Here is a 14,022-nt window from a genome sequence, read left to right as displayed (position 1 = left end):
TGGATAACCCGCGACCATGACAGATCATCAACCTCTCTCACCATCACAACATGGTCGCATTCGGCTAAGCGCAGTGGTTGCGCTATTTGTTTTGATAGGTGGTGCGGCGCTGGCATGGTGGATCGTCACTCAGCCCCCGCGTATCGAGCGCCAGCCCCCACCCGAACCCGCGCCACCACTGGTCGATGTGGTCAGCGTATCATCCGCCGCCCGTTCTCCTGACCTGCAAGGCTTTGGCCGCGTTGAGGCCGAGCAGGCAACCATGCTCGCCAGCCGGGTCGACGGCCAGCTCGAACGGTTCGCCGAAGGTGTCATGCCTGGGCGGGTGGTCGAAAAGGATGCCCCCGTCGCGTATATCGACCAGGCCGACCTACAGTTGGCACTGGAAGATGCCGAGGCTCAGTTAGCCGATGCCCAGGCGCAGTTGTCACTTGAACAGGCGGAGCAGCAACGCGCCCGCAGTGAGTATGAGTCTTTCGGACGCCAGCTTTCCGCCGAGCGCCGGGCGTTGGTCCTCCGCGAGCCACAGTTGCGCCAAGCCCAGGCGCTGGTTGCCCAGGCACGCGTTGCCCGCGACCAGGCCGCGCTTAACCTGGACCGAGCCACCCTCCGCTCGCCCTGGGAGGCGATGGTGCAGGAGCGCCTCGTCGGCGCGGGCAGCCTGCTGAGCCAGGGCACCGAGGTGTTGCATCTGGTGGGCGTCGACCAGTTCTGGGTGCGCGCCTCGCTACCCGGCGAATGGCTTGACTGGCTGCAGGAAGGCAGCCGTGTCAGCTTGTCGAGCAGCGGGTGGCCGGCAGGCGAGCAGCGCGAAGGAACACTGGTCTCGATTCTTCCCGCGCTGGAAGAAAACGGCCTGCAGGCGCAGCTACTGATTGCCGTTGATGATCCGCTGGCGCTTAACACCCAAGGTCCGGCCCTGCGCCTTGGCGATGTGCTGCGCGTCTCGTTTACCACCCGCACCAGGCCGGATCTCATCGCCCTGCCCTCCGCCGCGCTGCGTCCCGGCGAACAGGTGTGGTGGGTCGACGCCGATGACCGCCTGCAGCGTAGCCAGGTCACGCTCGCCTACCGCGGCCAGGATCAGGCATTGGTCAGTAGCGGTCTGGCCGACGGCCGACGCGTCGTGACAGCAGGGTTGGCCCAGCCCAGGGAAAGCCAGCACGTTCGTATCCGACAACGCGGCGACATACCCTCGGACGACAACGGGGGTGACAGCTGATGCTGCGTAAAGGCCCCCTGGCGTGGATGGTCGACCATGGCGTTGCACCAAACCTGCTGATGATCCTGTTTATTGTCGGCGGGCTCATGGCGTCGCTGGCAATCAAGAAGGAGATCTTCCCGGAATTTGAGACTGAAGTGGTCCAGGTCACCATCAGCTACCCGGGCGCCACGCCGGAAGATATCGAACAGAGCCTGCTGCTGCCCGTTGAGGCCGCCATTTCCGACGTCGAAGGCATCGATGAACTGACATCCAGCGCCAGCGAGGGTAGCGCCAACGTCAGCGCCACACTCGTGGATGGCATCGACGTGATGCGCGCCTATCAGGATATTCAGCAGTCGGTTAATGCGATCACGACGCTGCCCAACGCCGCTGACCCGCCCCGCTTCACCCTGGCCGGTCGTGCGCGAAGCGTATTGAGCCTGCAGGTTTACGGTCAGACCGACTTGGGCACGCTCCACGATGCCGCGGAAAACGTCCGGGCCGAACTACAGGCCACCGACGGCCTTTCCCGTGCCGAACTATCGGGGAATCGCGCCCGGGAAATCCAGGTGCTGCTGGATGACGAAGCCATTGAACGCTACGGCCTGGATCATCAGGCATTGGCCAGCGTGATTGGTGAGGAAGCGCTGGACCTGGCCAGCGGCCAGCTGACCACCAACGAAGGTGAATGGCTGGTGCGCTACCAGGGGCGACGAAACAGCGCCGATGCCTTCGCCGAGCTGCCGGTTCTCACCAGCTCCCAGGGTATGCCAATTCGACTAGGCGATATCGCCGACGTACGCGAGGGGTTTGCCGAAACCGACCGGGAGGAGTTTTATAACGGCCAACCCGGCCTCTCGGTGGATGTTTATCAGATTGGCGACCAAACACCGACCAGCATTTCAGAAGCCGTCAACGGCGAGCTTGAACGCCTGCGTGCCGGGCTACCCGAAGGTGTCAGTCTGGATGTTTCCCGGGACAGCTCCGAGGTCTACGAAGACCGGTTGAGCCTGCTGCTGAAAAACGCATGGATGGGCCTGGCGTTGGTCCTGGTCTTGATGGCGCTGTTTTTGGAAGCCCGCTTGGCTTTCTGGGTCACGCTTGGGATCCCCACGGCATTCCTGGGCGCGATGCTATTCCTTCCCTGGATCGGCGTATCGCTGAACATGATATCGATGTTCGCGTTTATCATCGCGCTGGGGATTGTGGTCGACGACGCCATCATGGTGGGTGAAAATATCTACAGCTACCGTGAAGAGGGCTATTCGCTGCGCGATGCAGCGGTCAAGGGTGCCCGGGAAATCGCTACGCCACTGACCTTTGCGATTCTTTCCAACATCGTCGCTTTTCTACCTCTGTTGTTCTTGCCCGGCTTCCTGGGGCTGATTTTTGCGACCGTCCCGGTAGTGGTCATCACCGTCTTCTTGATTTCCTGGGCTGAAGCGCTGTTTATTCTGCCCGCACACCTGGCCCATAGCCGTAAACCCCGCCAGACACCCACCTGGCAACGCCCGCTGGAAGCCTTGCGCCAACACATGCAAGGCGGGCTTCATCACTTTACCTATCATCAGTTCGAGCCCTTTCTGCAGCGGGCGCTCAATGTCCGCTGGCTGACCGTCGCGCTGGGAATCGTCATCTTGCTGGTGACGCTTGCCTGGAGCATGAGCGGGCGGCTTGGTTTCTCGCTGATGCCTCGGGTCGAATCCGATGAGGTCGAGGCCAGCGTCACACTGCCCATTGGCAGTCATATCAGCGTTAGCCGCGAACTCAGCCAACAGCTATTGGAGGCTGGCGATCAACTGAGTCAACGTGAGGAGTCTCTCCACTTCAGCAGCACCCACACCCGCCTGGACGGCGAGAGCCTGCAGGTAGAATTGGAGATTGCGCCAGAAAGCCTGGAGGACTGGCCGCCTTCGCGAGTTGCCCGGGAGTGGCGCGAGCTAACCGGCGATTTACTTGGCGCGCAATCGGTGCGCTTTGCTTCAGATGCAGGCGGGCCGGGTAGCGGTGCAGCGCTTAGCTTACGCCTGTCACACCCTGACACCCAGGTGCTCGAAGGAGCGGCCAACCAATTGGCCGATTCACTGGGCAACTATGGTTTGATCGATATCGACAGCGGCCTGGGCGATGGTAAACCGCAGCTTGAAATGCGCCTTTCCTCCGAAGGACGCTCGCTGGGCCTTACCGGCAGCGATCTGGCCCAAGCCCTGCGCGGCCCCCTCCAGGGTGCCACGGCCCTGGAGCAGTTTGTCGGGCGCAGCGAAGTCAGCGTCGAGGTACGCCTGCCCGAAGAAAACCGCAATAGTCTGAACGAACTCTACCGCCTGCCGGTACGCACACCCGACGGCCTCAGCGTGCCGCTTTCCCGGGTCGCCGACATCTCGCTGAGCCAGGCCTCCAGTGGCCTTGAGCGGATTAATGGCCGGCGGGTTATCACCGTCACTGCGGATGCCGAGGATGACCTGCCCATCAACCAGGTAATGGCCACCCTTCAGACGGATGTTTTCCCCGACCTGGAAACCAACTGGCCGGGGCTTGACGTCACCCTGGGCGGGCGCCAGCAGGATACCGCCGACAACCTCGCTACGCTTCGCACCTCCATGTGGTTGATGATGGCCGCGCTTTATGCGCTGCTGGCGATCCCGTTCAAAAGCTATCTGCAACCGCTGCTGGTGATGGCCGCGATCCCGTTTGGTATCGTCGGAGCGATTGGCGGGCATATGCTGATGGGCTTCGGACTGTCGATCATCAGCCTGCTCGGCATGCTGGCGCTCTCGGGTGTGGTGATCAACGATGCGCTGGTGCTGATCGATTTTGCCAACCGCAAGCGGCGCGAAGGCATGGCGGCGCGCGAAGCCATCGTCACCGCCGCCACCCGCCGCCTGCGCCCCATCATGATGACCACACTAACCACGTTTTTGGGGCTGGCGCCGATGATAATGGAAACCTCCCGGCAGGCTCGCTTCATGATTCCCATGGCGATTTCGCTGGGCTTTGGCATGCTTTTCGCCACGCTGATTCTGCTGATTCTGGTACCGTGCCTCTACCTCAGCCTCGAGAATCTGCGCGAGCGGTTACGTACGCCGCCGCAGCCGCATTCAGCAGGAGTTAGCTAATGTCGTTGACCTCGTTGCGCTCAACCCTGGGCGGCTTTCGCTGGCGTTTCTCGCGGCTGGGACTGAAGCTGTTCCTGATCATCCTGAGCGTTAACGTGGCGATTTCCGCGGGCGCCTTTCTGGCCGTCTCGTACAGCATTGACCGGGGATTTCTTGAGTATCTTAACCAGGCCCAGGAGCGGCGGGCCACCTTGCTGGCCGACAGCCTGGTGACGCGTTGGCAGCCCCGGCAAAGCTGGGCGTGGCTCGAACGCTCACCGGAACGCTGGCCGATGGTCGTACGCCACGCCCTGGGCCAAGAGCACCGTGACCGTCCAAGTCCTCTCGGCGAGGCACAGGACTTTGTGCTGCGCGATGCCGATGAACGTTTTGTGATCCCGCCCCATAATGCCAGTCAGAGCAACTGGCACTGGCTCACGCTACGCAGCGACGACGAAGAGATCGGGGAGCTCGGGTTTCGCCCTCCCCAACAAGTCATGGAACGCATGGAAAACCGCTTCCTTGAACGTCAGCAGCGCAACCTGGTTATTATCGTTCTCTCGCTGGGTGTCGCCTCCTTGTTGTTGGCCGGTGGGCTCTCCTGGTGGCTGGGACGACGCACTCGGGCCCTGGCCACCGCCACCCGGCGCTTGACCGAAGGTGATTATCACAGCCGACTGCCCGAGCGTGGTCGCGACGAGCTTTCGCTATTGGCCCGCGACTTCAATGTCCTGGCTGCCACCCTGGAAGCGAGCCGCAATGCCCGGGCCCGCTGGGTCTCAGACACCGCCCACGAGCTACGTACCCCGCTGGCGGTGCTGCGCGGTGAGATCGAAGCCATGCAGGATGGGATTCGTCCGCTGAACCAGGAAAGCCTCGGGTCCCTCGGCCAGGAAGTGGATCAGTTGGAGCGGCTGGTCGCCGACCTGCGTCTGCTTTCCCAAAGCGATGCCGGCGCACTGGATATTCAGTTGGCGCCGATGAATCTTAGCGATGCGCTGGCGGGTCGCCTGGAAGATGCCGAACGCTGGCTGACAGACAGCGACATGAGTCTGACCCAACAGATCACCCCCGAGATAATGATTCGCGGCGATGCCCAGCGACTGCGCCAACTATGGGATAACCTGATGGATAACAGCTGTGCCTATACCAGCGCCCCGGGTTCACTCAACGTCACCCTGGCCCAAGACGGCAACGAGGCCGTGGTCAACTGGCAAGACAGTGCGCCAGGCGTGCCCGATAGCGAGCTTGAGCGCCTCACTGAACGACTTTATCGGGTCGAAGGCTCGCGCAGCCGCTCTAGCGGCGGCAGCGGTCTTGGCCTGTCGATCGCCAGTGCCCTGGTACATGCCCATGGTGGCAGTCTTTCGGCCTCTCATTCGACCCTGGGTGGATTATGCTGGACACTACGTTTCCCGTTGCTGAACGCTAACCATTAATCCGGTCCTTTTTCTTCAAGCGAGCTTGCCATGATGGATACCCCCTCTTTACTGGTCGTGGAAGACGAGCCAAAAATTGCCCGTCTGATGGCAGACTACCTGACCACCCATGGCTTCGAGGTGACCACCCTCGACCATGGCGATCATGTGGTACCGTGGATTGAAAAGCAGGTTCCCCGCCTTATCCTGCTCGACCTCATGCTGCCCGGCAAAGACGGCCTGACACTATGTCGTGAAATCCGCCATCAATGGCCACATATTGCGATTATCATGGTGACCGCCAAGGTCGAGGAAGTGGATCGCCTACTGGGGCTGGAACTGGGGGCCGACGACTACATATGCAAGCCGTTCAGCCCGCGCGAAGTGGTTGCCCGTGTCAAGGCGGTACTGCGGCGAAGCCAGGCGGCGGCCGACACCACCCCGCAAGCGGCGAGCAACGCGCTGGTAACGCTTGATGAAGACGGCTGGCAAGCCCTGGCACAGGGCCACGACCTGGGTCTCACGGCGGTGGAGTTCCAATTGCTGCGGGTGATGATGCAGGCGCCGGGGCGCATCTTCAGCCGCGAGCAGTTGATGGATCACATGTACCGAGACAACCGGATCGTTTCGGAGCGCACCGTGGACAGCCACATCAAGAAGCTGCGCAAGAAAATCCACGAAGCGCTCCCCGAGCAGGAAATCATCCGCTCGGTGTATGGCGTCGGCTACAAATACCAGCCCGAAGGTTAGCGGTACGCACACCTCAGGGCGAAACCTGGTCGTTGAGGAACGCAATCCCCGCCTCTATGGCGCCGCCACGCAGCAGAAAGCTGGCGAAATGGCCACGCCCATGCAGCAGGTAGAGCTCGCTTTCCACGCCGTTGTCGATCAGTGCTTGATAAAAGTCTTCCGCATGATCCACCGGCACTAGTTGATCCCAGGTGCCGTGAAAGATAAAAAACGGCGGCGCTTCCGACGTTATCTGGCGCTCGGGGGAAGCGAGACGGTAAGCCTGATTTTTTTCAGCGCGGGTACCGCCGATAAAGTCGACCACCAGGCGCCCGTCGTCAAACTTGAGTAAATCACTGGGCAGGCCACCGGCCAGCACGGCGGCCAAGCGAGCATGCTCTCCGCCATAAGGCTCCGCAAGCGGCCCTTGCGACCCGGCCAGCGCCAGCAGGCTCACCAGGTGCGCGCCGGATGAAAAACCTACGCCCACGATGCGCTGCGTATCCACTTGCCACTCATCCGCGTTGGCGTGAATCCAGGTCATCGCCTGCTGCAGGTCATGCAACTGTGCGGGAAACTGGTAGCTCGGCGCAAAACGATGCTCGATATTCACTGTCACGTAGCCCTGCGCGGCCAGCTGCTCGGCAATCCCCTGCATATCTTCAGGACCACGATTGCGCCACCCCCCGCCGTGGACAATCAGCGCCGCGGGGCGACGGGTCTGGGTAGGCGAATGCGGCAAATAGACCTCGGCATTGAGCGCCTCAGGCCATGCATCGGGTGTATAGGGGGTAGGCGGAAGGCGCTTATAGGACAACGCCTGACGCGCACCTTCGTCCGCGCCGCTGGCGGGCTCACCTTGGCTGGCAAGATGGGTGACACCGCAGCTGCTTAACAGCAACGCCAAGGCACTCACAGCGCTACAGCGTCGTAAGCAAGACCACCGCGATATATGCAACACAGCATTTCTCCTTGAACAATCCCCCGCCCCCAGCGAGCCTACCAAGATCACGATTATTGCACACTCCCTGCAAAGGGTTTGCACCCGGACGGACAATACTGACAGCGTCCACCCATCAGGAGATACGTCATGACCCTTTCACTCCGTCAATTCGTTGCCCCGGCGCTGTTCGTCGCCGCCTTGTTGCCATTAGCCGCGACCGCCCAGGCGGATCATCACGACGGCGAGAAGCCTCACCATGACCGCGAGCGCATGGAAGAGAGAATGGAAGAACACCGTCAGGACGTTTATGAACGCGCGGCGCTCAGCGACGATAAACAACAAGCACTTAACGAGGCCCACGACACATTTCGCAATGAAATGAAAAACGTTCGCGACGCCCACCAAGCACGCATGGCCGAGATTCTGACCGAGGACGAGCAGGAAGCGCTGCGCGACGCCATGCACGAGGCCCGTGAAGAGTACCGTGAGGAGTACCGGGAAGCCCAAGGTAAACGTCATCACGGTGAGGAAAAAACTAGCCAATAAGCACGTTTATTTAACGTCTAATACGCTTAATGCCCGGTTCTGCCGGGCATTTCTATTTCTATCCAGATCATACTAGGAGGTTGATCACCCCGGGATCGGCCATGTACCGATCAAGGAAGCGACACGGGGAGTTGAAAGACAGACTTGAAGGGAAAGGGTAAAGCGCGTATTTTATTTGAACGTTCATTTAAAATAAATTTGCTTGATCGCATTTCCATCATTGTCTAACAACAGGAGTCCGCCTCCATGGCGAAAGACAACCCCGTCCTACCCTCCCGAGACCGCCTCAACCCCGTGGTATTCCACGGCAGCGTAGCGGGCATTGTGGTCTTTCTGGTGCTTACCATGCTCTTCACCGAGCAGGCTGGTACCTTTTTCGATGCTGGCCTTGCCTGGGTGAGCAAAACATTTGGCTGGTATTACATGCTGGCCATCGTCGCGTACCTGGTGTTTGTCGCGCTGATTGGCATGTCGCGCTACGGCAGCATTCGGCTGGGGCCTGATCATTCACGACCGGAGTTTTCCCTCTTGTCATGGTCAGCCATGCTGTTTGCCGCCGGTATCGGTATCGACTTGCTGTTCTTCAGCGTTGCCGAGCCGGTTGCCCATTATTTGGCGCCACCGGATCTGACCCCTGAAAGCCAGGCAGCCATGCGTAACGCCGTCGTTCAAACCTATCTGCACTGGGGCCTCTCCGGTTGGGGACTCTACGTGTTGATGGGTATGGCGCTGGCTTACTTCAGCTACCGCCACCGTTTGCCGCTGGCAATTCGTAGCGCCTTGTATCCCATACTGGGCAAGCGCATCCATGGTCCTATTGGTAATGCGGTTGATATTACCGCGGTGATCTCGACGGTGTTCGGTATCGCGACCAGTTTGGGCATTGGCGTCATGCAGCTCAATTACGGCCTGAACTATATGTTCGATGTGCCGGAAACCCTCACCGTGCAAATCATCCTGATTGTACTTGTCGTTGTGTTAGCGACGATTTCCGTGGTCACTGGCGTTGAGAAAGGTATCCGCCGACTCTCCGAGTTCAACATGCTATTGGCGTTAGCGTTGATGCTGTTTGTGCTGTTTTCCGGCGATACGCTGATGCTGCTGGATAAAATGGTCAATAACGCGGGTGATTACCTTTCCGGATTTGTGGCCGCCAGCTTCAACACCTACGCGTTCGACGGTGAAGGCGCTCAAGAATGGAAAATGTGGTGGACAATCTTCTTCTGGGGCTGGTGGATTGCCTGGACGCCGTTTGTCGGTCTGTTTCTGGCGCGTATTTCGCGTGGCCGCACCATTCGTGAGTTCGTTGCCGGTGCGTTGTTTATCCCGCTGGCCTTCATGATGGTGTGGATGTCTATCTTCGGCAACAGTGGCATCGAACTCGTCGCCAACCAGGGCATTACAGAGCTTGGCGAACAGGCACTCAATACGCCGCAAACCACTCTATACACGCTGCTTGAATACTATCCGTATGTCGGCATTACAGCGGCAGTGGTCACTATCCTGGGGATTGTGTTCTTTATAACCTCGGCAGACTCCGGCGCGCTGGTACTGGCCAACTTCACGTCCATTCTCAGCGATGTCAACCACGACGCGCCGATCAAACTGCGTATTTTCTGGTCAGCCATCATTGGCTTGATCACCATTGCGCTGCTGATGGCAGGTGGCTTGAACGCGCTGCAAAGCGCCGTCGTGATTACCGCGCTGCCGTTCTCACTGGTGATTTTTGCTATCATGGTGGGCATGGTCAAAGCCTTGAAGCTTGAAGGCAGCAAGGCCGATGCACGCCGCATGATTGCTGGCGGCGCCTCTGGGGGTGACTGGCGCGAACGCCTTGATCGTGCGCTGGATACGTCCAACCGTGCTGGCGCAGCTGCGACGATTGAGCACTCGATTCGTCCGGCGATGACGCAGTTTGCTCAGGAGCTGGAGAGCCGTGGCCAGACCGCCAACGTGACCGAAGAGCAGTTAGAGGGCGAATCACTACCCAAGTTGATGCTGCAGGTCGACTTTGGCGAAGCCACCAGCTTTGTCTATCAAGTATGCCCGCACCGCATGCGGACGCCAAGCTTCATACCGGCAGACGATGATTTCTACGTGCGGCTGGATGTTTTCCTCGCCGAAGGCGGTCAGGATAAAGACCTCAACGGCTATACCCGTGGCCAGGTGATTGGTGATCTGGTGGCCGAGTACGAACGCCACCTGCACTTCCTGACACTGGCAGGCCATCAGCAGGCTATGCCGGGCACTATCGGTGAACCACCGGAAGAGTCCACGCAACCTTAAACCAAGCGTGCAACGCCCTCCCGGCCTAATGGCTGGGAGGGCGTTTTTTTGTGGGTAAAGTGCGCTAACTGGGTCGGCTGACCCAGTGCGTCATGCCACTCACCAATACCGGTGAAGCGCACTCGATAGCCATGGCGCTTGGCCACTCCCCTTGCCCACTGCTGAAAACGCCCCCGGGACCATTCAAACTTATGGTCTGGATCTCGGTACTCGCCCTCTTCTAACCCGAGTAACGGGTTATAGTCGGCGTTGGGTGTGGTCACCACCAGATAAGTCGGCTGGAAGCTCGCAAACACCGCTTTTTCCACCGCCGACAGTTGGGCGGGAGGAATATGCTCAATGGTTTCCACCATGGCCGCGGCTGAAAAGTGCTTTAGCGGTTGCTTGTCATCTGTATACGAGCCACAAATCAGCTCTAGACATTGCTTTGCTCGGGGTAAATCCGCCAAGCGAAATTTGGCTTGCGCTAATAGCTCACCGTCCAGTTCGACACCAACGACTCGCTCAAACTGCTCCACCTGCAATAAGTATTGTAACAATCCTCCGGACCCGCAACCTAAATCCAATACGTCGCGGGCTTGGGTTGCGCGAAGTTTTTCGGCGACATAAAGCAACCGCTGCTGATGAAGATCCGGCGTTTCTAAATCGGTCACACAGACTCCAATATAAAGTAAAAGACCCTTTGTGGATCGGATCCATCGAACAGTTTGGCGGAATTGATAGCCGATCAAATCAATGCAACTGACCAACAGCGTAAGCGGCAATATCTTAACACCCGCCGTCCAGGTGCCCACGGCGAACCATTAGGGAGGCCCTATCATATATAACGCCCCGTTGTGCAAATTCAGCAGGCAGAGTAACGTAACAATTTGATTTACTTACCACCCAAGAGGCCTACCGCATGTCCCGTTCGCGTTACGTTTTTCCGGTGCCTGGTAGTGCACTCATTAGCGCTTGGCGTGAAGGATACACCCTTGGCAAATTGAAGCGCGATATCATGGCGGGGCTCACGATTGGCGTAGTCGCGGTACCGCTTTCCATGGCGCTGGCAATTGCCACCGGTGTCCCCCCTCAACATGGTCTCTACACTGCCATCGTGGCGGGAGCGGTAATCGCCTTGACTGGCGGTTCGCGGTTTAACATCTCCGGCCCCACCGCTGCCTTTGTGGTCATCCTGTTTCCCATCGTGGCCAGCCACGGTCTGGGCGGGCTACTGATTGCCACATTGATGGCAGGTGCTATCTTGGTCGCACTGGGGTTGTCGCGGCTGGGCAGCCTGATTCAGTACGTGCCTTATCCGGTGATTCTCGGCTTTACGGCGGGTATCGGTGTGGTGATTGCGCTATTGCAGCTGCCGGACTTTCTCGGTCTATCCGGCGTCGAGCTTGGCGATAGCACCCTGCATAACCTGATGCTGATTGGCCAAGCACTACCCCGTCTTTCACCCGCAGAGATCAGTGTCGGGCTTATCACCTTGGCGACGCTGATAATCTGGCCCCGTCTGAATACTCCCATCCCAGCCCCGCTGGTCGGTTTGGCAATGGGAACGCTGACGGCCGCGCTGCTCATGATGACTGGCGTTGAAGTCGATACCATCGCCTCACGTTTTAGCTGGGAGTTCGAAGGCCAAACCGGCGGAGGCATTCCCCCCTTTGCGCCTGGTTTTACGGCACCATGGCATTTCCCTGGGGCGGATGGCACACCGCTCGAGATCAACTTTACGCTGATTCAGTCGTTGCTCGGTCCGGCACTGGCGATTGCACTATTGGCGGCCATTGAGTCACTGTTGTGTGCCACGGTGGCGGATGGCCTGACCCGTACGCGCCATGACCCTAACGCCGAGTTAATCGGTCAGGGCCTGGGCAACATGGTGGTGCCTTTCTTTGGCGGCATTACCGCTACCGCGGCCCTGGCCCGCACCGCGACCAATATCAAAAGCGGTGCCTGCTCTCCTGTCGCCGCGGTGGTACATTCGCTGGTGGTATTACTTGCCGTGGTCGCTTTGGCGGGTGTACTGGGCTACGTTCCCATGGCCGCCCTAGCCGCCCTGCTGTTTATCATTGCCTGGAACATGAGCGAGGCGCGCCACTTTGTGCATACGCTGAAAAGCGCCCCCGCCAGCGATGTCACAGTGCTGGTAATCTGCTTTGCATTGACGGTGATTTTCGACATGGTGATTGCCGTGGCCGTGGGTATTGGCCTGGCAGCCGCGCTGTTTATCCGTCGCATGGCACAGTTAACTCATACCCAGCGCTTGGCGGCACCCGACGTCGGCGAAAACTTTCCGCCAGAAGTTGCACTCTACAAAATCAGTGGTCCGCTATTTTTCGGCGCGGCCGAAAAGGCCATTGCCACGCTAAGAGTCATTGATCACAGCATTCGGATTGTCGTACTGGATATGCGCGACGTGTCTAGCCTGGACACCACGGGCATGGTGGCGCTGGACAGCCTGCGACGAGAACTGGGTGAGCAAGATGTAGGTGTTATATTTGTTGGACTGCCGCCGCGGATGGCGCTGAAAATAAAACGCGCGGGCATTAAGCGCGAAGCGGGCAAGCTAGCGGTCGTCAGTAACCTTGCCCACGCCGAGCGCATGGCGCGCCGTTGGTTGGGCTGGCGGAATAGCAGCGAGGTGACAGCAGGGAATTAATAACGCCGGTGCCATGGCAGTATCAGAAATAAAAGGGGGGAGTTGCCTCCCCCGTCTGCTCTCATAGCCAGCTATCAGCTCGCCATATCGAGCACGATACGGCCCTCTATCTTGCCATCGACCATGCGCTGGAAAACGTCGTTGATATTGTCCAGCGTATCGGTCGCGACCGTCGCCTTTACCTTGCCTTCAGCGGCGAAGTCCAGCGCTTCCTGCAAGTCGCTGCGCGTGCCGACAATCGAGCCGCGAATGGTAATACCATTGAGCACCGTGCTGAAGATCGGCAGAGGGAAGTCACCCGGTGGTAAGCCGTTGAGCACCAGCGTGCCGCCGCGGCGTAGCATATTCTGCGCTTGATCAAACGCCTTAGGCGATACCGCGGTGACCAAGGCACCGTGAGCACCCCCGATGGTTTTCTTCAAATACGCCGCCGGGTCGGTTTTCAGGGCGTTGACAGTTACCGTAGCGCCTAAGCGTTCAGCCAGGGCCAGTTTGCCGTCGTCGATATCCACCGCCGCGACGTTAAGCCCCATGGCTTTGGCGTACTGGACCGCCATATGACCAAGGCCGCCAATCCCCGAAATCACCACCCACTGGCCTGGGCGGGTATCGGTCATTTTCAAGCCTTTATAGACCGTCACCCCCGCGCACAGTACCGGGGCTATTTCGACAAAATCAACGGCGTCGGGCAGCCGACCGACATAGCCCGCATCCGCCAGGGTATAGTCGGCAAACCCACCGTTAACACTGTAGCCGGTATTTTGCTGGGACTCACAAAGGGTTTCCCACCCCCCTAAACAGTGTTCGCAGTAACCACAGGCCGAATAGAGCCAGGGTACACCAATGCGATCACCCTCTTTGACATGGGAGACCCCTTCACCCACCGCCACGATATGACCAACGCCTTCATGGCCGGGAATAAACGGTGGCGCGGGCTTCACCGGCCAATCGCCGTGAGCGGCGTGTAAATCGGTATGGCAAACCCCAGAGGCCGCCACTTTCATCAATACCTCGCCCTGCTTGGGGCGGGGGACGTCGACTTCTTCTAACGCCAACGGCTGGCCAAACTCCCGGACCACCGCCGCGCGCATTGTGCTATCCATGATGCAACTCCTAATCGTTTTCGCTACGACCATTTACAATGGCTCTTA

The 14,022-nt window shown here is 59.2% G+C and carries 10 protein-coding genes; 7 read left to right on the top strand and 3 right to left on the bottom strand.

Annotated features, from left to right (window positions below):
• The first annotated feature begins 16 nt into the window (after positions 1-16).
• Genes R3F64_RS07640 through R3F64_RS07625 form a run of 4 tightly spaced genes read left to right on the top strand, consistent with a single transcriptional unit; the run spans position 17 to position 6,467 of the window.
• Positions 17-1,222 carry an efflux RND transporter periplasmic adaptor subunit gene (locus R3F64_RS07640; RefSeq protein WP_199283935.1) on the top strand — a complete coding sequence of 402 codons (1,206 nt, stop codon included), beginning with the start codon at positions 17-19 and terminating at the stop codon, positions 1,220-1,222.
• Entirely contained in the window at positions 1,222-4,320 is a 3,099-nt protein-coding gene (locus R3F64_RS07635; protein WP_085917149.1) for an efflux RND transporter permease subunit, read from the top strand. The genes R3F64_RS07640 and R3F64_RS07635 overlap by 1 nt, the downstream gene beginning before the upstream one ends.
• Positions 4,320-5,738 carry an ATP-binding protein gene (locus R3F64_RS07630; RefSeq protein WP_085917148.1) on the top strand — a complete coding sequence of 473 codons (1,419 nt, stop codon included), beginning with the start codon at positions 4,320-4,322 and terminating at the stop codon, positions 5,736-5,738. Before R3F64_RS07635 ends, R3F64_RS07630 begins: the two co-directional genes overlap by 1 nt.
• A gap of 30 nt (positions 5,739-5,768) precedes the next feature.
• Positions 5,769-6,467 (top strand): response regulator, encoded by a 699-nt coding sequence (locus R3F64_RS07625; protein WP_085917147.1) that lies wholly within the window; start codon positions 5,769-5,771, stop codon positions 6,465-6,467.
• A 13-nt stretch (positions 6,468-6,480) separates the two neighbouring features.
• Here the strand turns inward: R3F64_RS07625 and R3F64_RS07620 are convergent, their stop codons facing one another.
• Complete coding sequence (locus R3F64_RS07620) at positions 6,481-7,353, bottom strand: alpha/beta hydrolase (RefSeq protein WP_233337275.1); 873 nt, start codon at positions 7,351-7,353, stop codon at positions 6,481-6,483.
• Positions 7,354-7,536: 183 nt separating this feature from the next.
• On the opposite strand from R3F64_RS07620, the gene R3F64_RS07615 reads away from it, so the two are divergent.
• Both R3F64_RS07615 and betT read left to right on the top strand, forming a co-directional pair.
• Positions 7,537-7,935: a hypothetical protein gene (locus tag R3F64_RS07615; protein ID WP_199283936.1), complete on the top strand. Its 399-nt coding sequence runs from the start codon at positions 7,537-7,539 to the stop codon at positions 7,933-7,935.
• 246 nt (positions 7,936-8,181) lie between these two features.
• Complete coding sequence (betT, locus tag R3F64_RS07610) at positions 8,182-10,221, top strand: choline BCCT transporter BetT (protein ID WP_085917144.1); 2,040 nt, start codon at positions 8,182-8,184, stop codon at positions 10,219-10,221.
• On the opposite strand, the gene R3F64_RS07605 is transcribed toward betT, so the two are convergent.
• Positions 10,218-10,874 carry a methyltransferase domain-containing protein gene (locus tag R3F64_RS07605; RefSeq protein ID WP_085917143.1) on the bottom strand — a complete coding sequence of 219 codons (657 nt, stop codon included), beginning with the start codon at positions 10,872-10,874 and terminating at the stop codon, positions 10,218-10,220. The genes betT and R3F64_RS07605 overlap by 4 nt on opposite strands.
• Before the next feature lie 248 nt (positions 10,875-11,122).
• Here R3F64_RS07605 and dauA point away from each other — a divergent pair, with 248 nt between their 5' ends.
• Complete coding sequence (dauA, locus tag R3F64_RS07600) at positions 11,123-12,871, top strand: C4-dicarboxylic acid transporter DauA (RefSeq protein WP_332610714.1); 1,749 nt, start codon at positions 11,123-11,125, stop codon at positions 12,869-12,871.
• A gap of 74 nt (positions 12,872-12,945) precedes the next feature.
• Here the strand turns inward: dauA and adhP are convergent, their stop codons facing one another.
• Positions 12,946-13,974: an alcohol dehydrogenase AdhP gene (adhP, locus tag R3F64_RS07595; RefSeq protein WP_199283938.1), complete on the bottom strand. Its 1,029-nt coding sequence runs from the start codon at positions 13,972-13,974 to the stop codon at positions 12,946-12,948.
• Between the last annotated feature and the right edge of the window lie 48 nt (positions 13,975-14,022).

It is taken from the genome of Halomonas sp. 5021 (assembly GCF_036663435.1).
GTDB classification, from domain to species: domain Bacteria; phylum Pseudomonadota; class Gammaproteobacteria; order Pseudomonadales; family Halomonadaceae; genus Vreelandella; species Vreelandella janggokensis.
This window is presented reverse-complemented; position numbering and strand designations above follow the sequence as displayed.

Bases quoted from the DNA above. Each gene is read 5' to 3' on its own strand.
- R3F64_RS07640 (WP_199283935.1), top strand. From the start codon at position 17: ATGACAGATCATCAACCTCTCTCACCATCACAACATGGTCGCATTCGG.
- R3F64_RS07635 (WP_085917149.1), top strand. From the start codon at position 1,222: ATGCTGCGTAAAGGCCCCCTGGCGTGGATGGTCGACCATGGCGTTGCA.
- R3F64_RS07630 (WP_085917148.1), top strand. From the start codon at position 4,320: ATGTCGTTGACCTCGTTGCGCTCAACCCTGGGCGGCTTTCGCTGGCGT.
- R3F64_RS07625 (WP_085917147.1), top strand. From the start codon at position 5,769: ATGATGGATACCCCCTCTTTACTGGTCGTGGAAGACGAGCCAAAAATT.
- R3F64_RS07615 (WP_199283936.1), top strand. From the start codon at position 7,537: ATGACCCTTTCACTCCGTCAATTCGTTGCCCCGGCGCTGTTCGTCGCC.
- betT (WP_085917144.1), top strand. From the start codon at position 8,182: ATGGCGAAAGACAACCCCGTCCTACCCTCCCGAGACCGCCTCAACCCC.
- dauA (WP_332610714.1), top strand. From the start codon at position 11,123: ATGTCCCGTTCGCGTTACGTTTTTCCGGTGCCTGGTAGTGCACTCATT.
- adhP (WP_199283938.1), bottom strand. From the start codon at position 13,974: ATGGATAGCACAATGCGCGCGGCGGTGGTCCGGGAGTTTGGCCAGCCG.